Consider the following 16200-nt stretch of genomic DNA (forward strand, 5'->3'; position numbering starts at 1 on the left):
TGTGACCCGCGCGGCTCGCGGATCCGGGGGCCTCCGTCAGCGGCTGAGCCGCCCGTAACGCCGCACCGCGGCCGGGAGGAAGACCGCGATCAGGGCCAGCGGCCAGCAGAGGGCGAGGAGTTGGGCGTGGTCCACGGGCCAGGAGTCACCACCGCCCCCAGGGCTGCCGAACAGCTCGCGGATCGCGGTGGCCGTCGCCGACATCGGGTTCCAGACCGCGACGGCGCCCAGCCAGCCGGGCATGGTCTCGGTCGAGGAGAAGACGTTGGAGAGGAAGCCCACCGGCCAGACCAGGATCTGTACGGCCTGCACCATCTCCGGGCGCCCGGCGGCCATGCCCAGGAAGATGCCGAGCCACAGCATCGCGAAGCGCAGCCACAGCAGCAGCCCGACGGCGAGCAGCGCGTCGCCGGGCCCGCCGTGCCAGCGCCAGCCCATCGCGAGCCCGACCGCGAGGAGGACGAGCAGCCCGAGCGCCGACTGGAGCATGTCCAGCACACTGCGCCCGACCAGGACCGCCGAGCGGGCCATCGGCATCGAGCGGAAGCGGTCGATGACGCCCTTGTTGAGGTCCTGGGTGATGGCGAGCATCGTCCCTTCGAGGCCGAACACCATGGTGAGCGCGAACGTGCCCGGCACCAGGTAGTCCTTGTAGTCGCCGCCGCCCGGGACGGTCATCCCGCCGCCGAGGAAGTAGGCGAACATCACCAGCATCATCACCGGGAAGACCAGCTGGACGGCCACCTGGACGGGCTGCCTGGCCCAGTGGGCGAGTCCGCGGCGGGTCATGGTCCAGGAGTCGATGAGGGTCGCGGTGGTCATACGAGGGTCTCCTCCCCGGCAGTGTCCGTCGTGGCGGTCGTGGACGCCGTGGCCGTGTCCACCGCGCTCGGCTCCCCGGTGAGGTGCAGAAAGACCTCGTCGAGCGTGGGGCGGCGCAGCACGATGTCCTCCGCCTCGATCCCGTCCGCCGCCAGCGCCCGCACGGTCTCCGTCAGCGCGGCCACCCGGTCGGTGACCCGGGCGCCGAGCCGCCGCCGGTCGGGGTCGGTCCCGACCTCGGCGGCGCCGGTCGCCTTGGCCACGACCGGGGCGGCGGCGGTCAGTTGGCCCGCGTCGCGCAGCACCACCTCGATACGGTCCCCGCCGAGCCGGGCCTTGAGCTCGTCGGCGGTCCCGTCGGCGATGGCCCGTCCGCCGTCGATCACGCAGACGCGGTCGGCGAGTTGGTCCGCCTCCTCCAGGTACTGGGTGGTGAGCAGCACGGTCGTACCGCCGTCCACCAGCGAGCGGACCGCGTTCCACACCTCCGTACGGCCCCGGGGGTCGAGCCCGGTGGTCGGCTCGTCCAGGAAGAGGATCCGCGGCCGCATGATGAGGCTCGCGGCGAGGTCCAGCCTGCGGCGCATCCCGCCGCTGTACTGGCTGACCGCCTTGGTGCCGGTTCCGGCGAGGCCGAACCGCTCCAGCAGCTCGTCCGCGCGGGCCGCCGCCCGGCGGCCGCCCAGGTGGTAGAGGCGGCCGAACATCTCCAGGTTCTGCCGTCCGCTCAACTCCTCGTCCACCGCCGCGTGCTGGCCGACGAGGCCGATGCGGTAGCGGACCTCGTCGGGGTCGCGCAGCACGTCGTACCCGGCGACCTCGGCCCGGCCGCCGTCGGGCCGCAGCAGGGTGGCCAGGATCCGTACGCAGGTGGTCTTGCCCGCGCCGTTGGGGCCGAGCACGGCGTGCACGGTGCCCTGCGGGACGGTCAGGTCGAGTCCGGCGAGGGCCTGTTTGTCCCGGTAGGTCTTCCGCAGCCCCTCGACGACGATCGCGGGATCGCTGTCGGCCAAGGTCTTCCCCTCTCCCTCACGCTCTTCTCCGCATCGCATAGTCAAGTTTGACTACGCACGCCGGAAGGTACTGCCCGGACTCCAGCTAGTCAAACTTGATTAATAGGGAGGGCAGCCATCAGCCGCCCTCGATCGGCATGGTGGTGCCTCAGTCCGCGCCGGGCGCTTCGGCGTACGGGTTGGTGACGCCGTCCGGCAGCACCTCCACCGAGCGCTCCCCCTCGCCCGCCATCACATACGCCCCGCCCTCGAGCCGCTCGATCAGCCCACGGGTCCACTCGGCGCCGCTGTCCGCGGAGTGCACCCAGAACTTCATGATCTCGCCGATATGGCCCCACTCCTCGGGTGTGCCGTCCGGTGGCGTCCAGTGCCGGGTCACCTCGGCCCGCCACTCCTCCAGCGCCGCCACCCGCCGCTTGAGCAGGGCGATCGCCTCGTCCCGGGGCAGGTCCACGATGAAACCCACCCCGGCCGTCAGCTCGTCGATCTTCTGGTCATGGCGCAGCAGGGCCTCCCGCAGCAGCCGGAGGTACTCCTCCTCGCCCGCCCCGGTCAGCTCGTACTCGGTCCGCGGCGGCCCGCCGACCGTGCTCGGCGCGACGTCGTGCGCGCGCATCAGCCCTTGCTTGGCCATCTGCTTCAGCGCGTGGTAGATGGACCCGGGTTTGGCGTTGGACCACTCGTGGGCGCCCCAGAACTCCAGGTCGTTACGGACCTGATAGCCGTGCGCCCGCCCGTGCTGGCGCACGGCCCCAAGCACCAGCAACCGGATCGCTGACATCGCCCGCTCGTCTCCATCCTGGTCCCGACCCCCGCGATGACCAGGCTAGGGGGTGTCGGACGGATCTTGACGCCTGCGGCAGGTTCGGGCCGGGCGGATCAGCGCTCCAGGACCGACCAGTCGGGCTCCGGCATCGCCCCCGTCTCGAAGACGAGGTCGAAGGCGCCCTTGCCGTCGATCGTCTCGCGGATGACGTCGGCGTGACCCGCGTGCCGGGCCACCTCCTCGATCAGGTGGAGGACCGCCCAGCGCCAGGTGCGGGTGCCGCCCTCGTCCCAGGGGAGCCGGAGCGCCTCGAACGTCTCGTCCAGCGACGGCAGGGCCCGTACGGCCTCCTCGGTCTCCCGCGCCACCTCGTCGTACAGGGCGAGCAGCGCCTCCACCGTCTCCTCCTCGGTGGGCTCGAAGGTGTGCTCCCACTCGGCCATCTGGTCCTTGGGGTCCCCCGCCTTGCCCTGGAGGACGCGCAGCCAGCCGCGCTCGCCCGTGACCACGTGCTTGAGCACCCCGGCCAGCGAGAGCGCGCTCGCGCTGGGGACGCTGCGGGCCTGCTCCTCGGTCAGGCCGTGCACCGAGCGCCGGATGCCGCCGCGCTGTGCCTCCAGGTACGCCAGCAGCGCGCCGCACTCGTTCTGACAGGCCTCGGGGTTCACGATCACGGGCATGGCTGCCGCCTCTCATCTGGAGGGCACCCGGGTCCGGCGCCCTTCGATGAACCCCACGTTAGGAAGGCTTGCGGTCAGCTTCTGTCCGCGAGCCGACCCCGACTCGCGCTGCCTCAGGACTCCGTCCCCGACCGCCTCAGAACGGGAACTGGCTCCGGCCGTGCTGGATGGAGATCCACTTGGTGGTGGTGAAGTCCTCGATCATCGACTCCCCGTTGAGCCGGCCGAGACCGGAGTGCTTCTCCCCGCCGAACGGCACGATCGGCTCGTCGTGGACCGTGCTGTCGTTCACATGGATCATGCCGGTGTGGATCCGCTGGGCGAACCGCACCCCGCGCTCGACATCGGCGGTGTGCACGGCCCCGCTGAGCCCGTAGTCGGTGTCATTGGCGATCTGCACGGCCTCGTCGTCGCCATCGAACGGAATCAGCGTCACCACCGGGCCGAAGATCTCCTGGCCGAGGATCGCCGAGCCCTCCGGGACCCCGCTGAGCACGGTCGGCCCCATCAGGGTGCCCTCGGTCCGCCCGCGCACCAGCGCGGTGGCGCCCTCGGCGATCGTCTGGTCCACGAGCTGGGTGATCGCCTCGGCCTGGCCCTCGTTGATCAGCGGGCCGATATGGGTGGTGGGGTCGACCGGATCGCCCACCTTCAGGGTCTCCACCTTGGCCACGAACTTCCTCGTGAACTCCGCCTCCACCGCCCGGTCCACCAGCACCCGGTTGGCCGCCATGCAGACCTGCCCCTGGTGGACGAAGCGGCTGAAGACGGCCGCGTCCACCGCGTAGTCCAGGTCGGCGTCGTCCAGTACGACCAGCGCGCTGTTGCCGCCCAGCTCCAGGACCGTGCGCTTGAAGTGGGAGGCGGCCACGGTGGCGACGTGCCGGCCGACCTTGTCCGAGCCGGTGAAGGAGATCACCTTCGGTATGGGGTGCTCGATCAGGGCGTCGCCGATCTCCGCGATGTCGGTGACCACGACATTGAGCAGCCCGGCGGGCAGCCCGGCCTCCTCGAAGATCCTGGCGACCAGACCGCCGCCGCAGACCGGGGTGTTCTGGTGCGGCTTGAGGACGACGGCGTTGCCGAGGGCCAGCGCGGGGGCCACCGACTTCAGCGACAGCAGGAAGGGGAAGTTGAACGGGCTGATGACGCCGACCACGCCCACCGGCAGCCGGTAGAGGCGGTTCTCCTTGCCGTCCACCGGCGACGGCAGGATGCGGCCCTCGGGCCGCAGCGCCAGATGGATCGCCTCGCGCAGGAACTCCTTGGCGAGGTGCAGCTCGAAGCCCGCCTTCACATGGGTGCCGCCGCACTCCGCGATGATCGTCTCGGCGAGCTCCTTCTCGCGGTCCTCGATGATCCGCAGCGCCCGCTCGAACACCGCCCGCCGGGCGTAGGGGTTGGTGGCGCCCCACTCCGGCTGCGCCCGCTCGGCCGCCCGGTAGGCCAGGTCCACCTCCTCGACGGTCGCCACGGTGATGGAGGCCAGCTTCTCCCCGTTGTAGGGGTTGAAGTCGACGATGTCCCAGGAACCGCTTCCGCCGCGCCACTCGCCGTCGATGAACTGAAGTGCCAACTGGGAGAAGTAGGACATGCCATCCCTATCTTCAGGACGCGGTGCCGGTCCCCGACAGCCGCGCACATGTGGGGGGTAATCCTGACAGGACGTCATCCTACTGACGGGTCAGGCGTCGCGAAGGAGCCCCCGGAGCAAATCCCGGCTCTCCTCAGGGGAGAGGCTGTCCGCGCTGAGCCGCTCCAACACCCGCTCGTACTGCGAGACTTCGTCGCGCTTGTCCAGGTAGAGCGCGCTGGTGAGCTGCTCCAGATAGACGATGTCGGGCAGGTCGGACTCCGGGAAGCGCAGCCGGGTGAACGCCCCGCTCTCCCCCGCGTGCCCGCCGAAGGAGAACGGCATCACCTGGAGCCTCACGTTCCGCTGTTCGGAGACGGTGATCAGATGGCGCAGTTGAGCGGACATCACGCCGCGCCCGCCGTACGGGCGGTGCAGCGCGGCCTCGTCCAGGACCACGTGGAACGCCGGGGCGCGCTCGGAGACCAGCAGCTTCTGCCGCTCCAGCCGCAGCGCCACCCGCCGGTCCACCTCGTCGGAGCACGCCCGCGGCTGACCGCGGGTGACCACGGCATGGGCGTAGCCCTCGGTCTGGAGCAGACCGTGGATGAACTGGACCTCGTAGCAGGCGATATCGGAGGCGGCGCCCTCCAGCCCGACATATGTCTGGAACCAGCCGGGGAGCACATCGCCGTAGCTGTGCCACCACCCTGCGACATTGGCCTCGCGGGCGAGCCCGAGCAGCGCCGCGCGCTCCGCGTCGTCGGTGACTCCGTACAGCGTCAGCAGATCCTCGACGTCCCGCGCCTTGAAGCTCACCCGGCCCAGCTCCATCCGGCTGATCTTGGATTCGGAAGCCCGGATCGAATAGCCCGCCGCCTCGCGGGTGATGCCGCGGTCCTCGCGCAACCGCCTGAGTTGAGAGCCCAGGAGGATGCGGCGCACCACCGATCCACTCGACTCGCCTGCGGCCATTTCCGCGATCCTCCCTGTACGGAAAGCATCCTTGCGAACGGCGCCCCCGCAGCCCCTGAGGGGGAAGTCTGCCACTGTTCGGGCTTCACGCCGTAGGCGCGTCGTCACTCAACCCGATGATGCACATCAGTGTACGGAGTCAGAAATCCACGTAAAACCGAGTAGATCGGACCAACCGTCCCGCGTGCACGTGCATTTGCCCTTGCATCTGACGTGCGCATTCGGAACCATAGGGTGTGCGCACGTGCTAGCTGGTACGAAATCTGGCCAGAGTTCGTCACGGCCACGGATGCAGGAGTGCTCGCATGGGGAGCGAAGGTTCAACCCTGCTGGAACCCTTGTGGCAAGGGCTTACTGCCATCGATCCCTCCGCCGTCTCCGGATCCGTCTCCTGCGCACTGCCCGCCCGCTATGAAGCGGTCAAGGGGGCCCGGCAGTTCACCGGCTCGATCCTGCGGCAGTGGAACATCCCCGAACTCCTCGACGAAGTGGCGCTCGTCGTCTCCGAACTGGTCACCAACGCCCTCCGGCACGCCCTGTCCGGCACCGCGGCGACCGGTGAGCCGGAGCGGCCGGTGCGGCTCCATCTGATGCGCGGCCCCTCACGGCTGGTGTGCGCCGTACGCGACCCCAGCGAGGTGGGGCCGGTGGCCGGCGAGGCGGGGTGCGGCGAGGAGTCCGGGCGCGGGCTCCATCTGGTGGAGTCCTTCACGGACGGCTGGGGCTGGCAACCGCTTGCGGGCACCTCGCGCGGCAAGATCGTCTGGGCCGTCTTCCGGCTCCCCGACGCGTAGGCACGCGGGGACGCCCAGGCACGCGGAGACGCGCGGGGATACGTAGGGGCATGTAGAAATACGCCACCGCCCGTCATGGGCTGGTGGACTCCGGCGGGGCCGTGGTGATGCCCAGGCCGTGCAGCTGGAAGAGCCGGTTCACATCGTGCATCGTGACGATCCCCTCCAGCCGCCCGTGGTCCACCACCAGCACCGGCAGCGCGCCGCCACCCGGGCGCGCCCGCTCCAGCACCTCGCTCAGCAGCTCATGGGGCTCGGCCACCGTGCACCGCGCCAGCGGTGTCGCCACATCGCGCACCCGCCGCTCCTCCCGGGCCTCGGCCGGCACCGCCGCGAGCGCGCGCAGCTGGACGACCCCGCTCGGCCGTCCCTCGAAGTCCAGCAGCGGCATCACCGAATGCCGGGCGTGGGCCGCCACCTCGTCGATGAACCGCCCCACGGTCAGCCAGTCGGCCCCGGCGGCCACCGGCGCCGACATCGCGTCCGCCACCCGCACCCCGCGCAGCGCCGTGTTGACGCCGGCCCGCTGCCGCTCCGCGTTGGCGATGATCACCATGAAGAGGCCAATGAGCGAGAGCCACAGCCCGCCGTTGTTCCCGCGCAGGAAGGAGATCCAGCCGGCGGCGATGAGCACCACACCGAGGATCTGGCCGCTGCGCCCCGCCGCCCGCTCGGCGCGCTCCCGGTCCCCGGTGCGCCACCAGATCACGGCCTGCACCACCCGTCCGCCGTCCAGCGGCGCGGCGGGCAGCAGATTGAAGACGCCCAGCAGCAGATTGGCCCAGCCCAGCCAGATCAGCACGGCCGTGGGCACGCCCCATCCGGTGAGCGCGTGCACCCCGATCCCCGCGCCGACCGCGACACCGCCGATGACCAGGCTGGTCAGCGGCCCGATGACGGCCACCCAGAACGCGACCCCGGCGGTGCGGGGCCGTCCCATCTTGGTCATGCCGCCAAGCGCCCAGAGCGTCACGTCCTCCACCGAGACGCCCCTTCTGCGGGCGGCGACCGCGTGCGCGGCCTCGTGCACCAGCAGGCTGCCCATCAGCAGCACCGCTCCGACGACACTGGCGATGGCGTAGACGGCACTGGTCCGGCCGGGGGTCCACGCGGGCAGCGTCTCGCGGCCGAGCCCGTAAGCGAGCAGCACGATCAGCACCGGGACGCTCCAGTGCATCCGCAGTGGTACCCCGAGTACGCGTCCGACGCGGACCGAGCCGTTCATCGCCGTCTCACATGGGTCGGGTCCCCCCGATCGCCACTACCAGTGTCGCGCGTCCGCGGCGATCAGCCCAGACCTGCCGGATCGTGCGCCAGATGGTCGAACTCGCCGTCCTTGGCCCCGAGCAGCATCGCCTCGACCTCGGCCGGGGTGTAGATCAGCGCCGGTCCGTCGGGGAACCGGGAGTTGCGGACGGCCACATCCCCACCGGGCAGCTTGGCGAACTCGACACACGACCCCTGGGAGTTGCTGTGTCTGCTCTTCTGCCAGACGACTCCCCGGAGGTCCGCGGCCGCCATGCCGTTGTAGGGGTGGTCGCGCACAGGGCTTCTCCACGTTCGTGCATGCGTGCAGCTGTCAATTGTCCGGGATCATAGCCGCGTTCCTTTGCGAATGCATGGGCAAATGCATCTGCGTATGCGCAGGCAGATGCACAAGCAGATGCACGTGCACCATCCGTATCGGCATGATCACCCGACACCCGGGATCTTCTGCCCGGGGTGAAGAAGAGCAGTCGTCATGAATGACGTCCGGGTCCCCCTCCGGGTTGAGCTGGCCTCGGACATCGGAGCGTTGTCAGACCCCCCTGCCAGAATCCCGGGCATGAGATGGGCGGCGGCGGAGACGGACCACGGGGGTGTTCGTCTCTGCCCGCTCGACCCCGCGGGAAAGGCCGCCGGACCGGTCGTCGAGATCACGGCGGAGCAGGGCGGGATCGCCGAGGCCGTGCGGTCCCGCCCGGAGGCCGACCGGTGGGTGTGGCGGTCCACCGCCGAGGTCTATCCACGGCTGCTGGCCGCCGGGGTCCGGGTCGAGCGGGCCTATGACATCGAGGCAGCCGAGGCGCTGCTCCTCGGCCACGAGGGGCGCTCGGGCGCACCGCGGTCGCTCGCCGCCGCCCGGGCCCGGCTGCACGGGCTGCCCGTCCCCGAGGACCCGCCGCCCCGGGCGGCCGGGGGCCAGCCGTCGCTGTTCGAGCCCGGTCCGCCGCCGCTGCCGCCGGGCACCGACCCGCTGGACGCGCTGCTCGAGGTGTACGCGGGCCAGCTGGTCCGTACGGACGCGGCCGAGCACCCGGAGCGGATGCGGCTGCTGACCACCGCCGAGTCGGCCGGGATGCTGATCGCCGCCGAGATGCGGCGCGCCGGGGTGCCCTGGCGGGCCGACCGCCACCGGGAGCTGCTGGACGAGCTGCTCGGCGAGCGCTATCCGGGCGGTCTGGAGCCGCGGCGCCTGGCCGAGCTGGCCGACGAGGTGTCGCGCGCCTTCGGCACCCGGGTGCGGCCCGATCTGCCCGCCGAGGTCGTCAAGGCGTTCGCCCGCGCGGGCATCGCGCTGGGCTCGACCCGCGCCTGGGAGCTGGAGCGGATCGACCACCCCGCCGTGGAGCCGCTGCTGCGCTACAAGAAGCTCTACCGGCTGCACACCGCCCACGGCTGGGCCTGGCTCCAGTCCTGGGTGCGCGAGGGCCGCTTCCGCCCCGAGTACCTGCCCGGCGGCACCGTCTCCGGCCGCTGGACCACCAACGGCGGCGGGGCGCTCCAGATCCCCAAGGTGGTGCGGCGCGCGGTGGTGGCCGATCCGGGGTGGCGGCTGGTGGTGGCCGACGCCGACCAGATGGAGCCCCGGGTGCTCGCCGCGATCTCCCGCGACCCCGGGCTGATGGAGGTCGCGGGCAGCGGCCGGGACCTGTACGCGACGCTGTCCGACCGCGCCTTCTCCGGCCGCCGCGACCAGGCCAAGCTGGCGCTGCTGGGCGCGGTCTACGGCCAGACCTCCGGCGACGGCCTGAAGCACCTCGCGGCCCTGCGGCGGCGCTTCCCGGCGGCGGTGGCGTATGTGGACGAGGCGGCCCGCGCGGGTGAGGAGGGCCGGCTGGTGCGCACCTGGCTGGGCCGCACCTGCCCGCCCGTGGGCGGCGCCGCCGAGGAGACGGCCGACGAGGCGGGGCTGCCGCGGGACCAGGAGGAGCCGTCGTACGGCAGCACGGCGAGCGCCCGCGCCCGGGGCCGCTTCACCCGGAACTTCGTGGTGCAGGGCAGCGCCGCCGACTGGGCCCTGCTGATGCTCGCCGCGCTGCGGCGGTCGCTGACCGGGGCGGGGCTGCGCGCGGAGATCGTCTTCTTCCAGCACGACGAGGTGATCGTGCACTGCCCCGAGGCGGAGGCCGACGCGGTCCGGGAGGCGATCACCGAGGCGGGCGAGACGGCCGGCCGGATCGCCTTCGGACCGACCCCGGTGCGGTTTCCCTTCACCATGGCGGCGGTGGAGTGCTACGCGGACGCGAAGTAGTCGGCCCGGAAGCGGTGGCCGCCTCCCCCGACCGGCTCAGCCCCACGGGCACCGGACCTGATCGTCCCCACACGATGAGAGCGGAGGGCCGCCGGGCGGCGGCCCGCCACGCCGCCCACAGGGGAGACCTGCCATGACCATCAGCCTCGAGGCACTGCGCCGCTGCTCCATCGCCGTCGACCTCGGCGCGGCCAGGACGCGCGTCTACCTCAGGCGCACCGGGCTCATCGTCGACGAGCCGACCGTGGCCGCCGTGAACACCCACACCGGCGGGCTGATCGCGGTCGGCACGCTGGCGCAGCGGATGACCGGGCGGACGCCCGCGCACATCCGGGTGGTCCGGCCGGTCTCCAACGGCACCGTCGTGGACATCGAGATGGCCCAGCGGATGCTGCGGCTGCTGCTGGGCAACAAGCTGCGCCGGGCCTGGCGGCGCCGCCCGCTGGTGAGCGCGGCCGTCTGCGTCCAGCACGACGCCGATCCGCTCGCCCAGCGCGCCGCCATGGAGACGCTCACCGGGATCGGCGCCAAGCGGGTCGAGCTGGTCGACACCCTGATCGCCGCCGCCGTGGGCTGCGGTCTTCCGGTGGAACGGCCCGAGGCGACGATGATCGTGGTGTGCGGCGCGGCCACCACCCAGGTCGCGGTCCTCTCGCTGGGCTCGATCGTGGCCGCCGAGCGGGTACCGGTGGGCGGCGAGACCGTGGACCACGCCATCATCCAGTATCTGCGCAACGAGCACGCGCTGATACTGCCCAGCCAGGCCGTCCGCCCGCTGCACCTGATCGTCAAGGACAGCGCGGGCGGCGGGGGCGGCGCCCCGGCCGTACAGAGCACCGAGGTGCACGGCCGGGACGTGGCCACCGGGCTCGCCCGGACCGTACGGATCGATGTCGAGGGCGTACGGACCGCCATCCGCACCCCGCTGACCGGGGTGCTGGACGCCATCGGCACCGTGCTGCGCCGCTGTCCGCCCGATCTGGTGGCCGACCTGGCCGACCGCGGCATCATGCTGGCGGGCGGCAGCGCGGCGCTGCCCGGGTTCGACACGATGCTGCGCGAGGCCACCGGCATGCCGCTGACCATCGCCGACCACCCCGACGTCTGCGCGGTCGAGGGGCTCGGCGCGATGCTCGACGGCAAGGTGCAGCCCCTGCTGCTGGACGCGATGGTCTCCTGACCGCTTCCGCGCCCGTATCCCGCTCCTGATCCCTGACCCCTGACCCCTGACACCCCCGCCCCCTGACGCCTGATCGGAAATTCTTCGCGACGCGTTGAGCGGCTGCCTCCCCCCGTGCGTAGTGAAGGGGGAAGAGGCCGACATGGCCGCCGATCCCCCCCGGGGCTCAGACCGGGAGTCGTCCGTTGATGTTGTCCAACTCAGGTCAGGTCCTGGAGGTTCAGGTGCACGACGACGCCGCCGTGGCCGATGAGCGTCCGTCAAGATCCAGGCGTGGTACGCCGGACGAGCGACTCATGCGCGCGCTCTACGAGGAGCACGCCGGGCCGTTGCTCGCGTTCGTACTGCGTCTGGTCGCGGGCGACCGGCACCGCGCGGAGGACGTCGTCCAGGAGACCCTGGTGCGCGCCTGGCGGAACGCCGACCAGCTGTCCCGGGCCACCGGCTCCATCCGGCCCTGGCTGGTCACCGTCGCCCGGCGGATCGTGATCGACGGACACCGCAGCCGGCAGGCCCGGCCGCAGGAGGTCGACCCCTCCCCGTTGGAACTCATGCCCGCGGAGGACGAGATCGACCGTGCACTGCGGCTCATGACCCTGACCGACGCGATGCAGGACCTCAGCGACGCCCATCGCGAGGTGCTGGTCGAGACCTACTTCAAGGGGCGGACCGTCAACGAGGCGGCCCAGACCCTCGGCATACCCAGCGGGACGGTACGGTCCCGGGTCTTCTACGCGCTGCGCTCGATGAAGCTCGCGCTCGAGGAGAGAGGAGTAACGGCATGACAGCGCAGACGCACCATCCGGGACATGACGCCGTTGGCGCGTATGTGCTCGGCGTGCTCGACGAGGCGGACGCCACCTATTTCGAGGAGCATCTGGCCGGCTGCGACCAGTGCGGACGGCAGCTGGACGAGCTGACCGGACTGGAACCGCTGCTGGCCGATCTGGCCGCCGACATCCCCGGGATCCACGGCAGCCCCGGGCGTACCCAGCTCACGGGTCACACTCCGCATGCCTTCAGCGCCACTCCCAACGCCATCGAGACCCTCACCGCGCGCCCCGGTCCGGCCCTGTTCAACCGGATGGTCAGCGAGGTCGCGGCGTTCCGCGCCAAGCGGCGGCGGCGCGGTCTCTACCTGGTCGCGGCGGCGGCCGTGCTGATCGTCGGCGGCCCGGTCGGCACGATCGCGGTCACCTCCGGCGGCTCGGACAGCTCCGTCACGGCCGCCCCCAGTGAGAGTCAGCTCTTCAAGGGGATGCCGAACAAGGTGGAGGGCACCGACCCGGACACCAAGGTGAACGCGGCGGTCGCGATGGAGGACAAGATGTGGGGCACCGACACCCTCCTCCGGCTGAAGAACGTCAAGGGCCCGTTGGACTGTAGCCTGATCGCGGTCTCCAAGGACGGCCATGAGCAGACGATGATGACCTGGTCCGTGCCCGAGTGGGGCTACGGGATCGCGGACAGCCCCAAGGCGGAGGCGAGAGGTCCGCTGTGGGCGCACGGCGGCGCGGGCATGAAGCGCTCCGACATCGAACGCTTCGAGGTCCGTACGGCCGACGGAAAGCGCCTGGTCTCCCTGAACGTCTGATCCTGCCGACCTGCCACCTGAACGTCCGACTGAACGTCCGACCTGCCACTCGGATCGCCGATCAACCCATGCGGCGCGGTGAGCGAAATGTTACACAAAGTGTGATATGTCGTGCTTCGCGTCCCCGGGGGGTCCGGATCCGAGGAGGCACCCCGTGGCTGACCCGGACGCCCATCAGCAGCGCATGTTCGCTCAGTATGTGCTGCCCGAGGTCGAGGTGCTGCTGCGCGTGGCCATGTCACTGACCACCCAGCGAGCCGACGCCGAGGATCTCGTGCAGGACACGTTACTACGGGCGTACCGGGCAGTCGGCCGTTTTGACGGGAGACATCCACGGGCCTGGCTGCTGACGATCATGCGGCACGCGGAGGTCAGCCGGCGCCGCCAGCGCCGGCCCCGGCTGCTCGACGACCCGGACACGGAGCTGGAGCGGCTGGTCCCGGCCCGGGACGCGACACCGGAGGAGCTGGTGGTGGACACGACGTTCGACGAGGCCGTGGACGCCGCGTTCACGGCGCTTCCGCTGCGGGACCAGCAGGTGGTGCGGCTGGTGCATGTGGACGGGCTGTCGTACGCGGAGGCCGCACAGGTGCTGGACGTCCCCAAGGGGACGGTGATGAGCAGGCTGCACCGGGCGCGCAAGCGGATCCGGAACCAGCTGCTGGCCGCGGGAGTGGAATCGGAGCGAGGTGGCGCATGAGCAGATGGACATGGTGGCGGACCACACGCACCACGGGGACCACGCAGACCACCGGGCGGCTCCGGACCACACGATGTCCCCTGGGCGCGCCGCTGCTCCAGTCGTATCTGGACGGGGAACTGGACGCCCCGGCCGCGGCCCGGGTGCGCACCCATGTGGCCGAGTGCCACCGCTGTGCCCGGGAGCTCGCCCTCTACCAGCGGATCAGCGAGGCACTGGCCGCCCGCGCGACGATCGACGAGGCGGTGCTGGACCGGCTCAGGGACTTCGCGGAGACCCTCGCGGAGCGGGAGAGCCGGGAGCCGGGGACGGAGGAGGCGCCGCAGGAGCCGATCCCGGGGACGGAGACGGTGCCTCCGGAGGCGATGCCGAACGAGACGATCCCGGCCGAAGCGATCCCGACCGAGACGATCCCGGCCGAAGCGATCCCGACCGAGGCGATGCCGACGGAGACGGTCCCCGGGACGGCGCCGGGGGCGGATCGGGGCGCCGATCAGGGCGCGGTGCACAAGGCGGGAGGCTGAGGGCCACCGGATCAAGCCCCGTCCCCGGGGCGCTCGCGCCGGGGACGCTCGCGCCGGGGCCGGGCAGCGCGGCGGCCCGCCCGCGCGCCCGCGAGGGTCTGCGCAGCAGCAGGGCCGCGGTGAGCAGGGTCCCGGCGATCAGGGCCACATCGGCGAGGTTGAAGACCGGCCCGCGGGCCTCCAGCGTGATCCAGTCGATGACGGCGCCGCGCAGCGGGCCCGGCGACCGGATCATCCGGTCGGCCCCGTTGCCCATCGCTCCCCCGGCGATCAGCCCCAGGCCCAGCGCCGCGCCCCGGCCGCGGACCCGCAGCCCGGCACCGGCCGCGCCCAGCGTGGCCACCGCGCCCGCGAGCGTGATCACCACGATCAGCGCGGGCCGGCTCTGGCCCAGCCCGAACGCGACCCCGGTGTTGCGCACCAGCAGCGCGCAGAACGGCCCGAACCGGGCCTGCGGCCCCGCGGTGCCGCTCCAGGCGGCCAGCGCCATCGCCTTGCTCAGCTGATCGGCCAGGATCACGGCGAGCGCGACGAGGGGGAAGAGCAGCCGGCCGGTCGCCGGATGGGGCTTCATCATCGGCCTCCCTGGGGGCGGGGGCCGGTCCGCGGGCGCGGTCCGCGGCCCGGGAAGGAAACCCGCCGGGCGGCCGCCCCGCTTCCCTTCCGGGGAAAACCCCGGGGGAAAAACCCAAGACGAGGGCCCGCAGGCGGCACTGCCTGCGGGCCCTCGCTGCTTGCCAACGCCGTGATCAGCTATGTGGTCATCGGCGGTGTACCGAAGGGGTTACTCCGACTTACTTCCCCTTCTTCGCCTCCAGGAGCGGCGTCTGGTACTTGGCCAGCATCTTCATCTTGTTCTTGTCGATCGTCTTCCAGTCGTTCTTCAGCACACCGCCGGTGTCACCCGAGTCCGGGTTCCAGGTCCAGTAGGTGTAGCTGATCTGGTGCTTCTTGAGGTAGTCCATCAGGGCGTTCTGCCAGACGGCCTCGGAGCTCTTACCGGCGGTCTTCTTACCACCGAACTCACCGAGCAGCAGCGGGGCGATGTTCTGCTTCTTGATGTACGCCCAGTGCTTCTCCCAGATGGCCGGCATGTTCTTCGGGAAGTCCTTCGCCATGAACCAGTTCTGGTTGTAGACGCCCGGACCGTAGTCGTGGGCCGAGTAGACGACCTTGTTCGGCTCATTGAGCTTCACCGGGTGCTTCTTCACACCCTGGAGGTCACCGCCCCACCAGAACTGCTCGTTCTTGTGGCGGTCCGTACCCTCGACGAAGATCAGCCAGTTCTTGTTGACCTTGTGGATGGCGTTACCGGCCTTGGTGGCCGCCAGCTGCCAGTCGGTCTTCGGGTTGCCGTCGCCCCACGTGGCCTGGCCACGCGGTTCATTGTGCAGGTCGGCGCCGATCACCCGGTCGTTGTTCTTGTAGCGCTTGGCCAGCTTGACCCAGTCGTCCATCCACTGCTTCTCGGAGAGGCTCTGGGAGTGCCACAGCTCGCTCTGGCCGTACTGGTCCGGACGGTGCTGGTCCAGGATCACCCGGATACCACGGTCGGTGGCACCCTTGACGATCTTGTCCATGATCTGCTGGGGGGTGAGGCCCTTCAGATCGGGGTTCTTGTGGTAGTCGATGCCGTCGGGCTTGGCGGACGACTTAAACATGTCGTTCGCGTACGGCAGGCGCATGGTGTTGAAGCCCTGCTTGGCCATCTGGTCCAGCATCGACTCCCAGTTACGGGTCCACAGGCCGTGCGGCGCGTAGGTGCCGGTCTCGAAACCGAACCAGTTCACACCGGTCAGGACGACCTTCTTACCGTCGGAGTCGACGATGTCGCCCTTCTTGGTGGACAGCGGCCCCTCGGCGCCCGCGCCGGACGCCTTGGCCCCGGCGGCGGAGGTGGTGGTGGCCGACTGGCCATCGGAGTTGTTCACCGCGAAAGCGGTGACCGTGCCACCCACGGCAGCAGCAGCGACGACGGCCGCGGCGATACCGAAGCGGAGACGCTGCGAGCGCGGCGCACGCTTGGTCTCGGTGGTCGGGGCGTTGTTCTGGTCCATGGGGGAAT

The 16200-nt window shown here is 71.0% G+C and carries 16 protein-coding genes and 1 pseudogene; 7 read left to right on the forward strand and 10 right to left on the reverse strand.

What is annotated here, in order from left to right; translation table 11 throughout:
• Nucleotides 1–36: 36 nt before the first annotated feature.
• The 6 genes from ACJX2R_RS24740 to ACJX2R_RS24765 all read right to left on the reverse strand — a co-directional run bounded on the left by ACJX2R_RS24740 (nucleotide 37) and on the right by ACJX2R_RS24765 (nucleotide 5829).
• Complete coding sequence (locus ACJX2R_RS24740; RefSeq protein WP_413101912.1) at nucleotides 37–822, reverse strand: ABC transporter permease; 786 nt, start codon at nucleotides 820–822, stop codon at nucleotides 37–39.
• Nucleotides 819–1835 (reverse strand): ATP-binding cassette domain-containing protein, encoded by a 1017-nt coding sequence (locus ACJX2R_RS24745; RefSeq protein WP_413101913.1) that lies wholly within the window; start codon nucleotides 1833–1835, stop codon nucleotides 819–821. Before ACJX2R_RS24745 ends, ACJX2R_RS24740 begins: the two co-directional genes overlap by 4 nt.
• Before the next feature lie 148 nt (nucleotides 1836–1983).
• The gene (locus tag ACJX2R_RS24750; protein WP_262704749.1) at nucleotides 1984–2616 is read right to left on the reverse strand and encodes a PadR family transcriptional regulator; all 633 of its coding nucleotides are present in this window, start codon (nucleotides 2614–2616) and stop codon (nucleotides 1984–1986) included.
• A 98-nt stretch (nucleotides 2617–2714) separates the two neighbouring features.
• Complete coding sequence (locus tag ACJX2R_RS24755; protein WP_413101914.1) at nucleotides 2715–3281, reverse strand: DinB family protein; 567 nt, start codon at nucleotides 3279–3281, stop codon at nucleotides 2715–2717.
• Nucleotides 3282–3417: 136 nt separating this feature from the next.
• Entirely contained in the window at nucleotides 3418–4875 is a 1458-nt protein-coding gene (locus ACJX2R_RS24760; protein WP_413101915.1) for an aldehyde dehydrogenase family protein, read from the reverse strand.
• 90 nt (nucleotides 4876–4965) lie between these two features.
• Nucleotides 4966–5829 (reverse strand): helix-turn-helix domain-containing protein, encoded by an 864-nt coding sequence (locus ACJX2R_RS24765; protein WP_262704746.1) that lies wholly within the window; start codon nucleotides 5827–5829, stop codon nucleotides 4966–4968.
• A gap of 305 nt (nucleotides 5830–6134) precedes the next feature.
• Between ACJX2R_RS24765 and ACJX2R_RS24770 the strand changes: the two genes are divergently transcribed.
• Nucleotides 6135–6623 (forward strand): ATP-binding protein, encoded by a 489-nt coding sequence (locus ACJX2R_RS24770; protein WP_413101916.1) that lies wholly within the window; start codon nucleotides 6135–6137, stop codon nucleotides 6621–6623.
• A gap of 73 nt (nucleotides 6624–6696) precedes the next feature.
• On the opposite strand, the gene ACJX2R_RS24775 is transcribed toward ACJX2R_RS24770, so the two are convergent.
• Nucleotides 6697–7848, reverse strand: coding sequence for a site-2 protease family protein (locus tag ACJX2R_RS24775; protein ID WP_413101917.1), 1152 nt, complete (start codon nucleotides 7846–7848; stop codon nucleotides 6697–6699).
• Nucleotides 7849–7910: 62 nt separating this feature from the next.
• Nucleotides 7911–8144, reverse strand: coding sequence for a DUF397 domain-containing protein (locus ACJX2R_RS24780; protein WP_262704809.1), 234 nt, complete (start codon nucleotides 8142–8144; stop codon nucleotides 7911–7913).
• Between the two features lie 304 nt (nucleotides 8145–8448).
• Between ACJX2R_RS24780 and ACJX2R_RS24785 the strand changes: the two genes are divergently transcribed.
• The 6 genes from ACJX2R_RS24785 to ACJX2R_RS24810 all read left to right on the forward strand — a co-directional run bounded on the left by ACJX2R_RS24785 (nucleotide 8449) and on the right by ACJX2R_RS24810 (nucleotide 14135).
• A complete protein-coding gene (locus tag ACJX2R_RS24785; protein ID WP_413101918.1) occupies nucleotides 8449–10137 on the forward strand; it encodes a bifunctional 3'-5' exonuclease/DNA polymerase in 1689 nt (562 codons plus the stop codon).
• Nucleotides 10138–10270: 133 nt separating this feature from the next.
• Nucleotides 10271–11317, forward strand: coding sequence for a rod shape-determining protein (locus tag ACJX2R_RS24790; protein WP_413101919.1), 1047 nt, complete (start codon nucleotides 10271–10273; stop codon nucleotides 11315–11317).
• A gap of 188 nt (nucleotides 11318–11505) precedes the next feature.
• A complete protein-coding gene (locus tag ACJX2R_RS24795; protein WP_078956802.1) occupies nucleotides 11506–12102 on the forward strand; it encodes a sigma-70 family RNA polymerase sigma factor in 597 nt (198 codons plus the stop codon).
• Complete coding sequence (locus tag ACJX2R_RS24800; protein WP_413101920.1) at nucleotides 12099–12911, forward strand: zf-HC2 domain-containing protein; 813 nt, start codon at nucleotides 12099–12101, stop codon at nucleotides 12909–12911. Before ACJX2R_RS24795 ends, ACJX2R_RS24800 begins: the two co-directional genes overlap by 4 nt.
• Nucleotides 12912–13065: 154 nt before the next feature.
• On the forward strand, nucleotides 13066–13611 hold the full coding sequence (locus ACJX2R_RS24805) for an RNA polymerase sigma factor (RefSeq protein WP_037955421.1): 546 nt from the start codon (nucleotides 13066–13068) through the stop codon (nucleotides 13609–13611).
• A complete protein-coding gene (locus tag ACJX2R_RS24810; protein WP_413101921.1) occupies nucleotides 13608–14135 on the forward strand; it encodes an anti-sigma factor family protein in 528 nt (175 codons plus the stop codon). The genes ACJX2R_RS24805 and ACJX2R_RS24810 overlap by 4 nt, the downstream gene beginning before the upstream one ends.
• Nucleotides 14136–14301: 166 nt before the next feature.
• Here the strand turns inward: ACJX2R_RS24810 and ACJX2R_RS24815 are convergent.
• Together ACJX2R_RS24815 and ACJX2R_RS24820 are read right to left on the reverse strand one after the other, a co-directional pair.
• Nucleotides 14302–14712 (reverse strand): annotated as a pseudogene (locus ACJX2R_RS24815) (signal peptidase II); the annotation flags it as partial.
• Between the two features lie 217 nt (nucleotides 14713–14929).
• A complete protein-coding gene (locus ACJX2R_RS24820) occupies nucleotides 14930–16192 on the reverse strand; it encodes a glycoside hydrolase family 5 protein (RefSeq protein ID WP_413101922.1) in 1263 nt (420 codons plus the stop codon).
• Nucleotides 16193–16200 lie beyond the last annotated feature (8 nt).

Origin of the sequence: Streptomyces sp. Inha503 (genome assembly GCF_047215865.1) — a bacterium.
Classification (GTDB): domain Bacteria; phylum Actinomycetota; class Actinomycetes; order Streptomycetales; family Streptomycetaceae; genus Streptomyces; species Streptomyces lycopersici.